The sequence below is a fragment of the Nocardia sp. NPDC050712 genome (assembly GCF_040654295.1).
In the GTDB taxonomy this organism is placed as follows: domain Bacteria; phylum Actinomycetota; class Actinomycetes; order Mycobacteriales; family Mycobacteriaceae; genus Nocardia.
Map to the genome: position 1 here is coordinate 1,175,341 of NZ_JBFAHT010000003.1, position 17,087 is coordinate 1,192,427.

Annotated in this window: 16 protein-coding genes; 9 read left to right on the plus strand and 7 right to left on the minus strand. The window is 68.7% G+C overall.

Annotation, left to right across the window (positions count from 1 at the left end; genetic code table 11):
• Positions 1-50: 50 nt before the first annotated feature.
• Complete coding sequence (gene leuA, locus AB0H76_RS25830; protein WP_357328913.1) at positions 51-1,850, minus strand: 2-isopropylmalate synthase; 1,800 nt, start codon at positions 1,848-1,850, stop codon at positions 51-53.
• A 265-nt stretch (positions 1,851-2,115) separates the two neighbouring features.
• Between leuA and AB0H76_RS25835 the strand changes: the two genes are divergently transcribed.
• The 5 genes from AB0H76_RS25835 to AB0H76_RS25855 all read left to right on the plus strand — a co-directional run bounded on the left by AB0H76_RS25835 (position 2,116) and on the right by AB0H76_RS25855 (position 7,440).
• Positions 2,116-2,883 (plus strand): sulfite exporter TauE/SafE family protein, encoded by a 768-nt coding sequence (locus tag AB0H76_RS25835; protein WP_357328916.1) that lies wholly within the window; start codon positions 2,116-2,118, stop codon positions 2,881-2,883.
• 14 nt (positions 2,884-2,897) lie between these two features.
• Positions 2,898-3,077, plus strand: coding sequence for a DUF1272 domain-containing protein (locus tag AB0H76_RS25840; RefSeq protein WP_357328918.1), 180 nt, complete (start codon positions 2,898-2,900; stop codon positions 3,075-3,077).
• 77 nt (positions 3,078-3,154) lie between these two features.
• The gene (locus AB0H76_RS25845; protein WP_357328921.1) at positions 3,155-4,831 is read left to right on the plus strand and encodes an alpha/beta hydrolase; all 1,677 of its coding nucleotides are present in this window, start codon (positions 3,155-3,157) and stop codon (positions 4,829-4,831) included.
• Positions 4,832-4,933: 102 nt separating this feature from the next.
• Positions 4,934-6,556, plus strand: a complete 1,623-nt coding sequence (locus AB0H76_RS25850) for a GMC oxidoreductase (RefSeq protein ID WP_357328924.1) — start codon at positions 4,934-4,936, stop codon at positions 6,554-6,556.
• An 80-nt stretch (positions 6,557-6,636) separates the two neighbouring features.
• Positions 6,637-7,440 (plus strand): ion transporter, encoded by an 804-nt coding sequence (locus AB0H76_RS25855; RefSeq protein ID WP_357328927.1) that lies wholly within the window; start codon positions 6,637-6,639, stop codon positions 7,438-7,440.
• Position 7,441: 1 nt separating this feature from the next.
• Here the strand turns inward: AB0H76_RS25855 and AB0H76_RS25860 are convergent, their stop codons facing one another.
• The 3 genes from AB0H76_RS25860 to AB0H76_RS25870 form a co-directional block, all read right to left on the minus strand.
• On the minus strand, positions 7,442-8,653 hold the full coding sequence (locus AB0H76_RS25860) for a low temperature requirement protein A (RefSeq protein WP_357328930.1): 1,212 nt from the start codon (positions 8,651-8,653) through the stop codon (positions 7,442-7,444).
• A gap of 81 nt (positions 8,654-8,734) precedes the next feature.
• Positions 8,735-9,217: an SRPBCC family protein gene (locus AB0H76_RS25865; RefSeq protein WP_357328932.1), complete on the minus strand. Its 483-nt coding sequence runs from the start codon at positions 9,215-9,217 to the stop codon at positions 8,735-8,737.
• Positions 9,218-9,380: 163 nt separating this feature from the next.
• On the minus strand, positions 9,381-9,974 hold the full coding sequence (locus AB0H76_RS25870) for a TetR family transcriptional regulator (RefSeq protein WP_357328935.1): 594 nt from the start codon (positions 9,972-9,974) through the stop codon (positions 9,381-9,383).
• Positions 9,975-10,033: 59 nt separating this feature from the next.
• Here AB0H76_RS25870 and AB0H76_RS25875 point away from each other — a divergent pair, with 59 nt between their 5' ends.
• Together AB0H76_RS25875 and AB0H76_RS25880 are read left to right on the plus strand one after the other, a co-directional pair.
• Positions 10,034-10,606 (plus strand): dihydrofolate reductase family protein, encoded by a 573-nt coding sequence (locus AB0H76_RS25875; protein ID WP_357328938.1) that lies wholly within the window; start codon positions 10,034-10,036, stop codon positions 10,604-10,606.
• A 37-nt stretch (positions 10,607-10,643) separates the two neighbouring features.
• Entirely contained in the window at positions 10,644-11,228 is a 585-nt protein-coding gene (locus tag AB0H76_RS25880) for a dihydrofolate reductase family protein (RefSeq protein WP_357328941.1), read from the plus strand.
• Here AB0H76_RS25880 and AB0H76_RS25885 read toward each other — a convergent pair.
• Entirely contained in the window at positions 11,225-11,632 is a 408-nt protein-coding gene (locus tag AB0H76_RS25885) for a secondary thiamine-phosphate synthase enzyme YjbQ (RefSeq protein ID WP_357328944.1), read from the minus strand. The genes AB0H76_RS25880 and AB0H76_RS25885 overlap by 4 nt on opposite strands.
• A gap of 177 nt (positions 11,633-11,809) precedes the next feature.
• Between AB0H76_RS25885 and AB0H76_RS25890 the strand changes: the two genes are divergently transcribed.
• The gene (locus tag AB0H76_RS25890; protein WP_357328947.1) at positions 11,810-13,075 is read left to right on the plus strand and encodes an aspartate kinase; all 1,266 of its coding nucleotides are present in this window, start codon (positions 11,810-11,812) and stop codon (positions 13,073-13,075) included.
• Between the two features lie 3 nt (positions 13,076-13,078).
• Positions 13,079-14,155 (plus strand): aspartate-semialdehyde dehydrogenase, encoded by a 1,077-nt coding sequence (locus AB0H76_RS25895; protein ID WP_357328950.1) that lies wholly within the window; start codon positions 13,079-13,081, stop codon positions 14,153-14,155.
• Positions 14,156-14,217: 62 nt separating this feature from the next.
• Here the strand turns inward: AB0H76_RS25895 and AB0H76_RS25900 are convergent, their stop codons facing one another.
• Both AB0H76_RS25900 and AB0H76_RS25905 read right to left on the minus strand, forming a co-directional pair.
• Positions 14,218-15,564, minus strand: a complete 1,347-nt coding sequence (locus AB0H76_RS25900; RefSeq protein WP_357328953.1) for a serine hydrolase — start codon at positions 15,562-15,564, stop codon at positions 14,218-14,220.
• A gap of 40 nt (positions 15,565-15,604) precedes the next feature.
• Complete coding sequence (locus AB0H76_RS25905) at positions 15,605-16,852, minus strand: APC family permease (protein ID WP_357328955.1); 1,248 nt, start codon at positions 16,850-16,852, stop codon at positions 15,605-15,607.
• Positions 16,853-17,087 lie beyond the last annotated feature (235 nt).

Below are 17,087 nucleotides of genomic sequence, written 5' to 3' on the forward strand. Positions count from 1 at the left end.
CAAGTGCGAAAGGCCCGGACGCACTGGGCGTCCGGGCCTTTCGCACTCGATCAGGACGCGGCGCGGTTGACCGCGGAGACCACCGCGCGCAGCGACGCGGTGGTGATGGAGGTGGCGATGCCGACGCCCCACACGACCTTGTCGCCGACCGCGCATTCCACGTAGGCCGCGGCCTGCGCGTCGTCGCCGGCGGACATGGCGTGCTCGGAGTAATCCAGCACCCGCACCTCGTAGCCCACGGTGCTGATGGCCTCGACGAACGCGGCCAGCGGGCCGTTGCCGGCGCCGGTGATCTCCTGCTCGACGCCGTCGACCTTCACCACGGCCGTGATGGAATCCACGCCGCCGTCGGTCTCGGACGCGGTGACCTTCTGCCGGATCCGCTCCAGCGGCCGGATCGGCGACAGGTACTCGTCGGAGAAGACGTCCCACATCTCCTTCGGGGTGACCTCGCCGCCCTCGCCGTCGGTGATCTTCTGGATCGCCTGGGAGAACTCGATCTGCAGCCGGCGCGGCAGCACCAGCCCGTGATCGGTCTTCATGATGTAGGCCACACCGCCCTTGCCGGACTGCGAGTTGACCCGGATGACGGCCTCGTAGGTGCGGCCCACGTCCTTCGGGTCGATCGGCAGGTACGGCACCGCCCAGGTGATGTCGTCGATATCGGAATCGGCCGCGTCGGCGGCGGCTTTCATGGCGTCCAGGCCCTTGTTGATGGCGTCCTGGTGCGAACCGGAGAACGCGGTGTAGACCAGATCGCCGCCGTAGGGGTGACGCTCGTGCACGGGCAGCTGGTTGCAGTATTCGACGGTGCGGCGGATCTCGTCGATATCGGAGAAGTTGATCTGCGGATCCACGCCCCGGGAGAACAGGTTCATGCCCAGGGTGACCAGGCAGACGTTGCCGGTGCGCTCGCCGTTGCCGAACAGGCAGCCCTCGATGCGGTCGGCGCCGGCCTGGTAGCCCAGTTCGGCGGCGGCCACCGCGGTGCCGCGGTCGTTGTGCGGATGCAGCGACAGCACGATGGACTCGCGGCGGGCCAGGTTGCGGCTCATCCACTCGATCGAGTCGGCGTAGACGTTCGGCGTCGCCATCTCGACGGTGGCGGGCAGGTTGATGATCATCGGCTTGGCCGGGGTGGGCGCGATGATCGCGGTGACCGCGTCGCAGACGTCCTTGGCGTATTCCAGCTCGGTGCCGGTGTAGGACTCCGGGCTGTACTCGTAGCGCCAGTCGGTGTCCGGGTAGCGCTTCTCGATCTCCAGGCACAGCGTCGCGGCGTCGGTGGCGATCTTCTTCACGGCGTCGCGGTCGGCGCGGAAGACCACCTTGCGCTGCAGGATCGAGGTGGAGTTGTAGAAGTGCACGATCACGTTCGGGGCGCCGGCGCAGGCCTCGAAGGTGCGCTCGATCAGCTCGGCGCGGCACTGGGTCAGCACCTGGATGGTGACGTCGGCGGGGACGGCCCCGTCCTCGATGATCTCGCGCACGAAGTCGAAATCGGTCTGGCTGGCGGCCGGGAAGCCGACCTCGATCTCCTTGTAGCCCATCCGGACCAGCAGGTCGAACATGCGGCGCTTGCGGGCCGGGCTCATCGGGTCGATCAGGGCCTGGTTGCCGTCGCGCAGGTCGACCGCGCACCAGGCGGGCGCCTTGTCGATCACCTTGTCCGGCCAGGTGCGGTCGGGCAGCGTGATGGGCTCGACCTCTTCGGCGAAGGGCCGGTACCGGAAGGCCGGCATCGAGGAGTTCTTCTGGGTGTTCCAGGCGGGCTGGTCGGCGGGGGCGGGCTTGGCCGGCGCGGTGATGGTGCGCGAGCTACCCGATACGAAGGCGTCAGCGGAAGACATGCGATTTCTCCAGGGTGTGGTGGATCCCGTTAATGGGTCGACCGACGCGGCAAAACCCCGCGACGGGGGGCCGGTCTGGTCAGACCCCGTCGCGGCGGTCGAGAAGAAGCGCCCGCTGCATGATGATCGCGAGTTTACCGTGCGGTGACATGGCGGGGAAAGTCCGGTCCCGGTTGCTGACCGGAAGCGGACAAAACGATAGCGTCGCTCACGAAACGAACGCTTGTACGGGGCCGGGCCCCGACGGGACGTGAGGAAACGTCACATGACCTTGCTGGAAATGCTCGCTGTCTTCGGCGCCGGAATCGCCGCGGGCTGCATCAACACCATCGTGGGATCGGGCACGCTGATCACCTTCCCGGTGCTGCTCGCGTTCGGGTTACCTCCGGTGACCGCGAACGTGTCCAACACCATCGGCCTGGTGCCGGGTGGGATCAGCGGCGCCCTGGGCTATCGGAAGGAACTGGCCGGGCAGGGCGGGCGGCTGCTCAAGCTCGGGTCGGCCTCGCTGGTCGGCGGCATCACCGGTGCCGTGCTGTTGCTGCGGCTGCCCGCCGACGCCTTCAAGGCGATCGTGCCGGTGCTGATCATCGCCGCCCTGATCCTGGTGATGGTGCAGCCGCGCCTGGCTCGCTGGGTCAAGGGGCGGCGCGAACGCAACGATGTCGCCCCGCCGCTGCACGGCGGGCCGATCCTGCTGGCCGGGATTTTCGCCGCGGGCGTCTACGGCGGATACTTCGGCGCGGCGCAGGGCGTGCTGCTGATGGGTCTGCTCGGTGTCTTCGTGCACGAGGACATCCAGCGCCTCAACGGCGTGAAGAATGTGCTCGGCCTGATCGTGAACGCGGTCTCGGCGATCATCTTCATCGTGATCGCCACCGTCGACTGGCGGGCCGCGGCGCTGATCGCGGTCGGCTCCATCATCGGCGGTCAGATCGGCGCGACCGTGGGCCGGCGCCTGCCCGCCAACGTGCTGCGCGGCGTGATCGTGGTGGTGGGCGTCATCGCGGTCGTCCGCCTGCTGATGACCTGAACGAGGAGAGTGGAATGGCTCTGGAGATGCGCGGCGCGTGCGAGCGCTGTGAGTCGGTGGTCGCCGCCGACGGTGTCGCCTGGATCTGTAGTTACGAGTGCACGTTCTGCGAGGACTGCACCGCCGCGCTGCGGCGGGTCTGCCCCAACTGCGCCGGCGAGCTGGTGCGCCGGCCGACCCGAGTGGCGCGGTAGGTCTCGGGGTGCGGTCGGGAGGATTTCGTCATTAAGGATGACGACGCCGAAGGGCTGTGGGGCACACCATGATCCGTATGCGTGCAAGCAAGCTGGTGACCCTGGGTGTGCTCGCTGTCGCGCTGCCCCTGCTGAGCGGCTGTGGCCTGCCGGAGCGGCAGACGGCGCTGAACGAACTGGCCGCGCAGGCCGACGCCGCGCCGGTGCCGGAGCTGGCCTGGGCGCCGTGCGCGGACCCCGAGCTGCGCAAGTTCCAGTGCGCGGTGGCCAAGGTGCCGCGGGACTACGGCCAGCCGCACGGCCCGGCGCTGGAGCTGGCGGTGGTGCGCCAGCCCGCCGCCGATCCGGAGCGCCGGATCGGCACGCTGTTCACCGCGGTCGGCGGCCCCGGCGGCTCGGGCCTGGACTGGGCGCGCAAGGGCGCCACGCTCTACGCCGGTGAGATCAGCCGCCGCTTCGATGTGGTGACCTTCGACCAGCGCGGGATCGGGCGCAGCGCCCAGGTGCGCTGTTTCGCCAATGCCGCGGAGCAGCAGCGGTTCTGGCTGGGCGCCACCATTCCGCCGGTGAACGCGCAGCAGGAGGCGGCCGCCGAACAGGCCAGCCGCGCGCTGGCGGCGGGCTGCGCCACCCACAGCGCCGACCTGCTGCCGCATCTGACCACGGTGGACGCGGCCCGCGACCTGGACCTGCTGCGCCGCGCGCTCGGCGAGGACAAGATCTCCTACGCCGGCGGCTCCTACGCCAGCTATCTGGGCCAGGTGTACGGGGCGCTGTTCGGTGATCGGGTCCGGGCGCTGCTGCTCGGTTCGATGATCGACCCGGAGATCTACACCGGGGATACCCGCGCCCAGGTCACCGCCACCGCCGTCGGCACCGAGGAGGTGTTCGGCGAGTTCCTGCGGCTGTGCGCCGAGGCGGGGCGGTTGCGATGCAGTTTCGCGGGCGGCCCGGAGCGGACCGAGGAACGCCGGGGCCAGGGCACCGCGCTGCCGAGCGAGCCGCGCACCAGCACGCCGACCACGAGCAACCCCGCCACCACCAGTCCGGCGCTGGAGGCGAAGAAGGCGCTGCAGCAGCGGGATTCCGCGCTGCTGGAGCGGCTGGCGCAGGGCCCGATCACGGTGGGGGAGCGCGAACGCGAGATCCAGGTGCATCACACCGAGGTCATGCAGGCGCGTTCGCTGCTGCTCTACGACGCGGATCAGGGCTGGCCGGCGCTGGCGCAGCTGCTCACCGAGCTGGAACGCGGCGCGGCTGGCAATTCCGAGACGGTGCGCAAGATTCTCGGTGGCGGCGGCGTGAGCTGGGACTTCCTCGACTCCTATACCGCGATCACCTGCGCCGACAACAGCACCCTGCGCCGGCCGGAACAGTGGCCGACCCTGGCCGCTGAGTTCACCGGCGCCGCAAAGATGTTCGGCCCGTTCTGGCTCTATCAGCACCAGCCGTGCGCGGCCTGGCCCGGCCCGGCCGAGGGCTATCCGCAGCGCTACACCGGACCCTGGACGCTGAGTTCGGACAAACCCGCCCTGCTGATCAACAACCGCTACGACCCGGTCACCCCGCTGGGCTTCGCCCAGGGCGCCCAGCAGGCCATGGTCAACGCCCGCCTGGTCGTGGTGACCGACGGTTACGGCCACGACACCGGCGGCGACTGCGTCGACCGGTTGCAGCAGCGCTACCTCGTCGACCTGCAGCTCCCCGCGCCCGGCGCCACCTGCACCCTGGACACCCGGCCCTTCGCCGGCTGATTCCCCGGTGAGCCGCCGGAAATTGGCGGCTCGAGCTGTTGGGATCGGCCACCCGCACCGGGTAATCTGCGCTCGGCCATGCGTGATGAGGGAGGTGGCCTGGTGCGAAGACGTGCGTTGTTCAAGGCGGCGGGTGTTGCCGCGGTACTCGGTGCCGCGGGTCCGGTCCTGCGCGCGGGCACGGCGGCCGCCGCGAACCCGTCCGGGCCCGGGCAGTTCCGGCAGTGGGTGCCCGAGATCTTCGCGCCGCTGGCGGATCCGCCGGAGCACACGCCGGCCATCGTGGTCGGCTCCGGGTTCGGCGCCGCGGTCACCGCGCTGCGACTAGCCCAGGCGGGCGTCGCGAATACCGTGCTCGAGCGCGGTTCCCGCTGGCCCAACGACCCGTGGCGCGAGATCTTCACCGGTGACGACCTGCCCGACGGCCGCGGCTTCTGGCATCGCACCAGCTTCACCGGCGTCACCAAGGTGCCGATGACGTTCACCAAGTTCGGTGGCGTGCTGGACTGCACGAACTACCCGGGCATCGATGTCTGGCGCGCGGCCGCGGTCGGCGGCGGTTCGGTGATCTTCACCGGCGCCATGGTCGCCCCCGAGAAGCGTTTCTTCGATCATGTCTTCGGCGGTGTCGTCGACCACGGCGAACTGGATCGCGTCTACTACCCGCGGGTGCGGGAGATGTTGCGGCTCAGCCCGATTCCGGCCGATATCTACAATTCCTCGCCGTTCACGCACTCCCGCGCCTGGGACGATCAGGTGCGCAAGGCCGGCTTCCAGCCGCAGGCCAACGACTCGATCTTCAACTGGGATGTGCTGCGGGCCGAATTGTCCGGCGGCGCACGATCTTCGGCGACCAGCGCGCGCAGCAATCTGGGCAACTCCAACGGCGCCAAGTTCGATCTGAACCAGAACTATCTGCGCTACGCGCAGGAGACCGGCCGGTCGGCGGTGTATCCCGGTCATCGCGTCGACACCATCGCGCAGGAGGTGTCCGGCCGCTTCGTCGTCACCGTGACGAAGCTGGCCCCGACCGGTGAGGCCCTGGCCACCCGCACGCTGACCTGCGATCAGCTCTTCCTCGGCGCGGGCTCGATCGGCACCTCCGAACTGCTGGTGCGCGCGCAGGGCACCGGCACGCTGCCCAACCTCAACGAACACGTCGGCGACGGCTGGGGCACCAACGGCGACGTCGTACTCGCCCGTGGCGCCAGCAATCTGGCGGGCCTGGGGCAGGGCGTGCCGAGCGCGAGCCGGATCTTCGACGAGTCCGGCCTGCCGGTCACCCTGGAGAACTGGTACATCCCCGGCATCCCGTTCGAGACCGGCGCGCTCGCCTCGCTCGGCATGGTGCTCGATTCGGCCCGCACCCGCTTCGGCTACAACAAGGCCGCCGACTCGGTGGGTCTGAGCTGGTCCACGCGCAACCGCGAGGACGTGGTCGGCGTGGCCCGCGCCGTGGATCACCGGATCGCCGAAAAGGCCGGTGCCATGGTCGAATACAGCGCGCTCGGCTACGACGCCAACGCGATGTTCACCGCACATCCGCTCGGCGGCGCGGTGCTGGGCCGGGCCACCGACGGCTACGGCCGGGTGCACGGCCACCCGGGGCTCTACGTCATGGACGGCGCGGCGATCCCGGGCAGCACCGGCACGGTCAACCCGTCGCTCACGATCACCGCCCTGGCCGAACGCAATATCGAGGCTATCGTCCGCGCGGGCCGCTGACCGGGTAGCGCGTTAGGACGCCGAAGCAGCGCTCGCGCATTACCCTCAGCGGGACCGGTCGCATCGAAGGGATCCTTGCTGTGGGTGCTCGTGTTGTCTACCCGCGGAAGCCATTGCCGCTGTGGGCCGATGTCCTCATGCTGGCGCTGGCCGTGGTGTCGGTGGCGCTGCTGGTGTGGATCACGGTGGCAACCGTCGACGAGAACACCCGGCGCACCGTGGTTTTCCTCGATTACGTGATCTGCGGGGTGTTCGCGCTCGAGTTCGTCTGGCGCTGGGGCCGGGCGGGCTGGCGCTGGACGTTCCCGTTCCGCTACTGGTACGACGTCCTGGGCCTGATCCCGGTGACCAGCCCGTGGCTGCGCGGTTTCCGGTTGCTGCGCATCGCGGTGCTGGTGGCGCGGCTGGTCCGGGCGGCGGATCGCGCGTTCACCGAGAAGATCGTCACGGCGGTGGTGAATCGCTTCCTGCCCACGATCATCGAGCTGACCCGGCGGCCGATGACGATCGCGGTGATGGACGAGGTCGCCCACGTGCTGCGTACCGGTCATTACACCCGCAATATCGCGGCGGCGCTGGCGGAGAACCGCGTCGAGATGGACGCGATGATCGTGGAACTGATCAAGAGCGATCCGCAGGCGGGCAAGGTTCGCTATATCCCGTTCCACGACGAGATCCTGCGGCTCATCGCCGACACCGTGTTCCGGATCCTGTTCGGGGTGCTGGCCGATCCGCGCACCGACGAGCTGGTCTCGGACGCGATCCGCGAGAACGTCGATCAGATCCGGCAGGCGGTGCACGACGGAGTGCGCGTCGAACCCTCCGCCTACGGCCCGACGCCGGCCGAGCACACGGTGGCGCACAAGCTCCGCGTGCGGGACTGACTCACGACTCGTGTGCGTGCCGGATCTGCTCGCGCGGTTGCGCGTTGCGCACCGTCTCCCATCCGATCAGGGCGATCAGCACGGCGCACAGCACCGCGAGGGACGCCAGCGCGGGCAGTGCCGTGGCGGGCGCGATCAGCGCGAGCAGCACCAGCACCGCCACCACGTGCGACACCGTGACCCGGCCGGTCGCGGCGTATTTGAAGCCGACCAGGCCGGTCAGATACAGCACGACGCCGCCGTACAGCGCGAACAGTGGGATGCCGTAGAGCGCGTCGGTGAGGGAGTGGTGTGAGGCGTCGCTGACGTAGGTCAGCACCTTCTTCAGGCCGAGCGAGATCCCGATGATGCCGACGATCATCGGGAAGTGCCAGTAGGTGTAGCCGTCCCGCGCGATCCGGACCTGCTGTTCCCCCTCGGCGCGCGCCAGCGCGTGCTCGGCGGAGAGCGCCGCCACATCGAAGTAGGCCCACCACAGCAGCCCGGACACGGCCAGCCCGAGCAGCGAGCCGAGGGTGATCGGCCAGGAGATCGGCTGCCCGCTCACCCCGATGCCGATCGAGACGATGGATTCGCCGAGGGCCACGATGATGATCAGCCCGTAGCGCTCGGAGAAGTGCCGCGCCGAGCGCACCCGCCATTCCAGTCCGGCCACCCGGGTCCACAGCATGTCGCCGACGATGGCGGCGATCCACAGCCCGATCTGCAGCGTGCCGTGCGTCATCGCGGCGATGATCAGCAGCGTGGTGCCGATGGCGATGGACCCGATTCCCCACTTGGTGACCTGCGCGCGCAGCGTCGGATCGTCGCCGGTCCCCAGGATGTACACGCCGACGTGCACCACCCGAACCACCAGGTAGGCCAGGGCGAACACCAGCGGGCCGTGCCAGCCGCCGGGCCCGTCCTGGAACGCCTCGGGGATGGTGAGCGCGGCGATGAACGCGCCGCCCATGGCCACGAACATGGCGAGCCGGGTGATGCCCTCGTCGGCGCGCACGGTGTTGGCCAGCCACGAGTAGGCGATCCAGGCCCACCACATCACCGCGAGGACGAGCAGGGCCCGCAGGATGTTCTGCGCGCTGGTCGGTTTCGCGGCGATCGCGGTGACCATGGTGAAGGCGAACACGAGGACCAGGTCGAAGAACAATTCGAGCTGGGTTACCGAACTGCCTTCGGCCATCGGCTGGAACCGAACGCGCTTGCTACCGATCATGGGCCTATCGTCGCACCCCGGCGGCCGGCGCGCGGACCGGAAATGTTGCGGCCGGGGCGATTTCGCTCACGGCGTCAACGGCTAGACCTGGTCGGTGTACGCCGGGTCCAGATAGGTCCCGTAGTCGTCGGGTTCGGGGACGGTCTCGGCGAACTCGATGAAGTTCTCCACGATGGTCTCGTGCCAGCGCTGCTGGGTCCGCTTCATCAGCAGCCCGGGCAGCGGGATCTTGGTCTGGAGTTCGGAGTGGTACCAGACCTGGGTTTCCTCGTCGCTCTCGGCGACCTCGAACCAGCCGCCGCCGCGAATTCCGCGCGAACTGTCGATGATCTGCCAGGTGACCCGGTCTTCGGTCCAGTGCCACTCCAGCACCTGCAGGTCGGAGCTGCCGTGTACGTCGGCGGTCACGTAGATCTTGGTCGGACGCTGATTCTTGTCCCGGGTGGCGACCCGGGCGTCCTGGTAGGCGGACCATTCGGGCAGCATGTCGACGTTCGCCAAGGCTTCGAAGACATGCGCCGGTGTCGCGTCGACAGTGAAGTGAATATCTATTTTCGTGCGCATGCCAAACCTCCGCCCCCCACAAACCAACTCGGCCGATTGTGCACAGGCGTACACCGAACGTCAACCAAGCAGTCTCTTCCCCTTTACCGCGCAATCCAGGGGCAAAACCCGAAGTGGTCGGGTGCGAGCGGCTTCGGCGCGGTGCGGTGCGCAGCCGGAAGCGTTAATCGCTCGCGGTGATCACCCGGTGCACCGCCGCCTCGATCAGGGCGGCGCTCTCTTCTTCGGTGAAGACCTCGGGCAGCGTGAGCCGGTCCACGATCAGCCAGTTCAGCGCCAGGTAGAGCAGCAGCACCGACTCCTTGTCGCCGGGCAGGCCGGAGTCGAGGTGGTTGCGCACGTTGAAGTCGATGTCGGCACGCACCCGCTCGGTCATCACCTTGCGCAGCTCGGGCCGCCGGGTGGCTTCCAAACGCAGTTCGAGCTGGGCCAGGTAGCCGGTGCGGAACGCCTCGATCCGGCCGACGACCTCGCGCATCAGCGCGACGACGTTCTCCCGGGTCTTGGGCCCGTCGGTGAGCTGGGACATGGTCTCGGCGCTGGGTTGCAGCCGCTCGTAGAAGCGTGCCCCGGCCTGGGTGAGCAGGTCGTCGCGGTTGGCGAAGTAGTTCGAGGCGGTGCCGGCGGGTACGCCGGCCGCCTTGTCCACCGCGCGGAAGGTCAGGCCGCGGGCGCCGTCGTCGGCCAGTACCTCGATCGCCGCGTCGACCAGGGCTTGTCGTCGTTCCGGGTTGGTCCGCACTTGACACCACTCCATCCGTAGTACTACATTTCAAAGCACTTCAGGCAGAGTACAACAGATTGGGCGGTCTACCAATGCGCAAGCTTGTCTACTACGTGGCCGTATCGATCGACGGGTATATCGCGGGTCCGAACGGCGAATTCGACTTCTACCCCTTCGACCCGAAACAGCTGGCCGAGCTCAACGCGGAGTATCCGGAGTTCGTCCCCACCCACCTGCGCGACCACGTGGGGATGGCTGTGGATGAACCGAACCGGCACTTCGACACGGTCATCGCCGGGCGCGCCACCTGGGAGCCCGCGCTGGCGCAGGGCATCACCAGCCCGTACGGCCATATGAAGCAGTACGTGGTCTCCACGTCGCTGCACTTCGAGGATCCGAAGGTCGAGATCGTCACCCGTGATCCCGTCGGCCTGGTGCGGCGGCTCAAGAAAGAAGAAGGCCTCGACATCTACCTCTGCGGCGGCGGCAACCTCGCGGCACAACTGCTCGGCGAGGTCGACGAGATTATCATCAAGAGCTACCCGGTGGTCGCCGGCGGCGGCATCCCGGCCTTCGCGGGCGCGTTCTCCCCGACGCTGTTCACCCCGGTCGAGCGCAAGGAATACGACAATCACGCCCTGGTCACCTGGTTCACCCGCGCCTGAGACCGAGCATTAGTTTTTCCGAAAGCAGGACCCCTTCATGCGAAAGCTCACCTACTTCGTCGGCATGTCCCTCGACGGCTACATCGCCGGTCCTGGTGACGACATCTCCTTCTACGAGGCGTCCCCGGACTTCTGGGCCTGGCTCGCCGCCGAATACCCCGAAACCCTGCCGGCGCATGTCTGGCCGCACTTCGGCGTCGCGGCGGGCACCGTGCCCGCGCACTTCGACACCCTGGTCATGGGCCGCGGCACCTACGAGCCGGGCCTGGCCGCCGGCATCGCCAGCCCGTACCCGCACATGCGCACCCAATACGTGGTGTCCGGCTCGCTGGGCGCGATCGACGCCCCCGGTGTCGAACTCGTCGAGAACGACCCGGCCGACCTGGTGCGCCGCCTCAAGAAAGAGGAGGGCCTCGGCATCTGGCTCGCGGGCGGCGGCAATCTCGCCGCACAGCTCACCGACGAGATCGACGAGCTGATCATCAAGAGCTACCCGACCATCGCGGGCGCGGGTACGCGCGCGTTCACCGGGCACTTCAACCCGACCCAGTTCCAGCTCGACCGCCGCCAGGACTTCGAGAACGGCACCCAGGTCAGCTGGTTCCGCCGCAAGCCCGCTTAACCGGCGAGGAACGACAGGCGCACCTGGCGGTCGGGGTTGTCGACATTGAGGTCGACGAAGGCGATCGACTGCCAGGTGCCCAGCGCCAGCTGCCCGCCGAGCACCGGCACCGTGGCGTACGGCGGAATCAGCGCGGGCATCACGTGCGAGCGCCCGTGCCCGCGCGAACCGTGCGCGTGCTGCCAGCGGTCATCGGCGGGCAACAGGTCGCGCAGCGCGGCCAGCAGATCGTCGTCGCTGCTCGCGCCCAGTTCGATGATCGCGATCCCCGCCGTCGCGTGCGGCACGAAAACATGCAGCAGACCGTCACCGCCCGCCTCGCGCGCGAAAGCCGCGCACTGGGGTGTGATGTTCTGCACCACTTCCTTTTTGCCCGTCCGCACTTCGATGAGTGAGCTCTTCATGCGCTCTATCATTCCCCGCTTACGGTGGGAATCGAGCCGCCATGCCCAGCGGTGCCGAGTCCATGTACGAATGTGCGGATTTCCACAGCTCGAGGAGGTAGCGGGAAATCCCGTGCACCCAGGCCGGTACTCTTGGTGGCTGTTACCAGCTGTTAGTCGATCTTGGAGGACCTTCTCGTGGCTCTCGTGGTTCAGAAGTACGGAGGATCCTCGGTGGCGACCGCCGAGCGCATCCGGCGCGTCGCTGAGCGGATCGTAGAGACGAAGAAGCAAGGCCACGATGTGGTGGTCGTCTGCTCCGCGATGGGTGACACCACCGACGAATTGCTCGATCTCGCCCAGCAGGTGGCGGTCACGCCGCCGCCGCGCGAGATGGACATGCTGCTCACCTCCGGTGAGCGCATCTCCAATGCGCTTGTCGCCATGGCGATTCACTCGCTCGGCGCCGAGGCGCGCTCGTTCACCGGCTCGCAGGCCGGCGTGATCACCACCGGTGCGCACGGCAACGCGAAGATCATCGACGTCACCCCGGGCCGCCTGCGGGAAGCGCTGAACGAGGGCACCATCGTGCTCGTCGCCGGCTTCCAGGGCGTGTCCCAGGACAGTAAGGACGTCACCACGCTCGGCCGTGGCGGCTCCGACACCACCGCCGTCGCGCTGGCCGCGGCGCTGGAGGCCGACGTCTGCGAGATCTACACCGATGTCGACGGCGTCTTCACCGCCGACCCGCGCATCGTCGCCGACGCCCAGCGCCTCGAGCAGGTCTCCTACGAGGAGATGCTGGAGATGGCGGCCTGTGGCTCGAAAGTCTTGATGCTGCGCTGCGTCGAGTACGCGCGCCGCTACAACGTGCCCGTGCATGTGCGCTCGTCCTACACGGACAAGCAGGGCACCTACGTTTACGGATCGATGGAGGACATCCCCTTGGAGCAAGCAATCCTCACCGGCGTCGCGCACGACCGCAGCGAGGCCAAGGTGACCGTGGTCGGACTGCCGGACGTTCCGGGCTACGCCGCCAAGGTGTTCCGCGCCGTCGCCGATTCCGAGATCAACATCGACATGGTCCTGCAGAACATCTCCAAGGTCGAGACGGGCAAGACCGACATCACCTTCACCCTGCCCAAGTCCGATCTGACCCGCGCGGTGGAGCACCTCACCAAGCAGCAGGACGAGATCGGCTTCTCGCAGATCATCTTCGACGACCACATCGGCAAGGTGTCCCTGGTCGGCGCTGGTATGAAGAGCCACCCCGGCGTCACCGCCAAGTTCTGTGAGGCGCTGGCCGCGGCCGGCATCAACATCGACCTCATCTCCACCTCCGAGATCCGCATCTCGGTGCTGGTCAAGGACACCGAGCTGGACCAGGCCGTGCAGGTGCTGCACAAGGCCTTCGATCTGGGCGGCGACGAGGTCGCCGTCGTGCACGCGGGAACGGGGCGATAGGCCATGGGAGTTCGCGTAGGCGTAGTGGGCGCGACCGGTCAGGTCGGCGCCGTCATGCGCAAACTGCTGGAGGAGCGCAACTTCCCGGCCGACGAGGTGCGGTTCTTCGCGTCCGCGCGCTCGGCCGGTAAGAAGCTGCCGTTCCGCGGCCAGGAGATCATCGTCGAGGACACCGAGACGGCCGACCCGTCCGGCCTGGACATCGCGCTGTTCTCCGCGGGCGCCACCATGTCCCGGGTGCAGGCGCCGCGGTTCGCCGCCGCCGGTGTCACCGTCATCGACAACTCGTCGGCCTGGCGCAAGGATCCCGAGGTCCCGCTGGTCGTCTCCGAGGTCAACCCGGAGGCCACCCGCAACCTGATCAAGGGCATCATCGCCAACCCGAACTGCACCACCATGGCGGCCATGCCGGTGCTCAAGCCGCTGCACGAGGCCGCGGGCCTGCAGCGCCTGATCATCTCCAGCTACCAGGCGGTGTCGGGCAGCGGCCTGGCCGGTGTCGAAGAGCTGGTCTCGCAGGTTCGCGCCGTGGTCGACGACGCCGAGAAGCTGGTGCACGACGGCAGCGCCGTGCAGTTCCCGGCCCCGAACAAGTACGTCGCGCCGATCGCGTTCGACGTGATCCCGCTCGCGGGCGCGCTGGTCGACGACGACTCCGGCGAGACCGACGAGGATCAGAAGCTGCGCAACGAGAGTCGCAAGATTCTCGGCCTGCCCGAGCTGCTGGTCAGCGGCACCTGCGTGCGCGTTCCGGTCTTCACCGGGCACTCGCTGTCGATCAACGCCGAGTTCGCCGATCCGCTGTCGGTGGCGCGCGCGAAGGAGATTCTCGCGAACGCTCCGGGTGTGCGCCTGGTCGACGTGCCCACCCCGCTGCAGGCCGCCGGCGCCGACGATTCGCTCGTCGGCCGGATCCGGCAGGATCCGGGCGTGCCGGACGGCCGTGGCCTGGCGCTGTTCGTCTCGGGTGACAACCTGCGAAAGGGCGCCGCGCTCAACACTATTCAGATCGCCGAGGTGCTGCTCAGGGGGATGGCAGCCGGCGAAGCCGGCGGGGTGGGTGAACTCAGCCAGCGCTGATCAGACCGCACACGAACGGGCCGCTCGGAATCCGAGCGGCCCGTTCGTTGTTGGCGGCCGATTCAGCGGATTCCGGGCGCGTTCGGGCCGAGACACACCAGGACCGCGCAGCCGGGCGCGGTGTCGGCGAACGGCGGGGCCAGCGGATAGTTCAGGCAGGCGAAGACCGTGCAGCCCGGGTAGGCGGACGGGCCGAGGCCGAACACCGCGATCAGGATGTCGGTGTCGAAGTACCGGCTCGGGTCGATGCGGATCGGCGGTTCGACGTAGGGCCCCGGGTCGGTCGCGCCGGGGAATGCCCCCATCAGCAGGCGGAAGAACTCGTGCGGCAGTTCTTCGAAGTTCTGCAGGATGCCCTGCAAGCCGTACTTGCTGACATTGCCGAAGACACCGGTCCACAGCACCGTGAGATCCAGGCTCGGAATGAAGAAGATGTTCTGCAAGCCGAGCCCGGACATCCCGTAGGTGTCCGCGGGCAGGAAGTCGGGCATCTCCGCGCAGCCCGCGCCGATCCAGAACAGATAGCCGTAGCAGCGATTCGTCGCCGACGGCGCGAGCGCCTTGGCCAGATACGCCTCGGACAGGATGCGCCGCTCGCCCCAGCGGCCCTCGTTGTGCACCAGCAGGCCGATCTTGGCGAAATCGTTCGGCGGGAGCATCAGGTGCGCGTACCCGTAGGTGTGCCCGGCGCGGTCCCGAGCCCAGTAGTAGTCGCCGGGCGCGATGCCGAGCGGGCCGAACAGCTCGCGCTGGGCGAACTGCTGCAGCGGTTCGCCCACCGCCAATTCGATGACGTAGGAGAGCAGGTCGACGTTGCGCTGGCTGTAGCTGAACGTCGTGCCCGGCGGATTGTCCAGCGGTACGCCCAGGGCCTGCACCGCACTGTTCGGATCGACCGGGATGACCCCGGTGATGCCCTCGGTGAAGACGCCGGTCCGCATCCCGGAGGTCTCGGTGAGCAGGTTCTCGGCGGTGATCGAACGCCGCAGCTCGTCGCCGAGCCCGGCGGGCAGATAGCTCCCGATCGGCGCCTCGAGATCGAGTTTGCCCTGATCCCAGGCGATTCCGGCGAGCATCGAGACGACGCTCTTGGTGGAGCTCCAGATGTTCCAGGCGGCATTGCCGCTCTGCTCGTTCGTCGGTCCCTCGCCGATCAGGCAGTTGTGCCGGAAGACCTGCACGTTGAATCGATTGCGGCCGGCCGCGAATTCCAGTGCCGCGCGCACCGCCGCGGCGTCCATGCCTACCTGCTCGGGTCTGGCGCGCTCCAGCTCCCGCGCCGAGGTCACCGAGCACTGTGTCTCGGCCGTCGCCGCCGCGGGCGCGGCCTGCGCGCTCGGTGTGAAGACACTGCCGCCTACCAGCGTTACCGCCGCGAACCCTGCCACGATTCCACCGAAGCGCCCCATAGCAATTGAGGCTAACGGGTGCGGACCCCGCTCCGGCGGATTACTCAGTCGTCCCGGCGCGCTCACGGCGCAGGAAATACCATCCGGCTCCGAGTGCGAGCACGCTCAGCCCGGCGCCGGCGGATTCGCGCGGCAGACTGCACCCGACCAGCACGCAGCCGGCCGTGCCGAGGATCGTCACCCAGCGGGCCGGGCGCCCCTCGCCCGCGCCCAGCGTCCCCGCCGCCACATTCGCGATCAGGTAGTAGACCAGCACGGTGAACGACGAAAAGCCGATGGCCGCACGCAGATCGAAAGTCGCGGCGGCCACCGCGACGACCGCGCCCACCACGAGTTCGGCCCGGTGCGGCCCGCCGAAGCGCGGATGCACCGCCGCCAGCGCGCCGGGCAACCAGCGATCGCGCGCCATCGCCAGCACGATCCGCGAGACCCCGAGCAGCAGGGCGAGCAGCGAGCCGGTGGCCGCGAGTACCGCGCCCACCCGCACCACCGGCGTCAATTCCGGTGCGCCCGCCACGGATACGACCCGGGCCAGCGGGTCCGCGCCCTGTGCCAAGCCGGCCGATCCGAGTGTGTTCAGCGCGGCCACCGCCACCAGGACGTAGACCGCGAGCGCCACCCCGAGCGCGATCATGATGGCGCGCGGGATGGTCCGCGCCGGCGCCCGGACCTCCTCGCCGAGCGTCGCGATGCGCGCGTACCCGGCGAACGCGAAGAACAGCAGCCCGGCGGCTTCCAGGACGCCGCCCGGGCCGACGCGCTCCGGCAGCGCCGGTGCGGTGGCGTGCGGTCCGAACAGGCCGACGCCCACCACGACGGTCAGCACCGCGAGGACCGCGGCGACGATGATCCGGGTGGCCAGCGCGGATTTCCGCACACCCAGATAGTCGAGCGCCGTGATCGCCACCACGGCCGCCACCGCCACCGCGCGCGCCTGGTCCGGCCAGGCATAGCTGCCGACCGTCAGCGCCATGGCCGCGCAGGACGCCGTCTTGCCGACGACGAACCCCCACCCCGCCAGATAGCCCCAGAACGGTCCGAGTCGTTCGCGCCCGTACACATAGGTTCCGCCCGAGACCGGATACCGGGCCGCCAGCCGGGCCGAGGACATGGCGTTGCAGTACGCGAGCACCGCGGCGATACCGAGGGCGAGCAACAGCCAGGATCCGGCCGCCGCCGCGGCCGGTGCGAGGGCCGCGAAGATTCCCGCGCCCACCATCGACCCGAGCCCGAGCACCACGGAGTCGCCGAGCCCGAGTCGCCGGCGCAGCTGATCGTGTGTGCTCACAGCGACATCCTGTCTGGTCCCGCGCGGCGCCGCGACTCGGCCGGATACGGCGAACGCCGCCGGATCCGTGGATCCGGCGGCGTTCGATCGTGCGAGCCGACGTCCCACAAGCGCCTCACGGCGGGTGGTCGCTCGTAGCGACTGATGGGGTGGGGCCCGGGGCTGTCCGGACGTCGGCAAACGGTTACAACGACGACCACCGGGCCGCTATTCCGGGGCCTGATTGTGTCCCGTC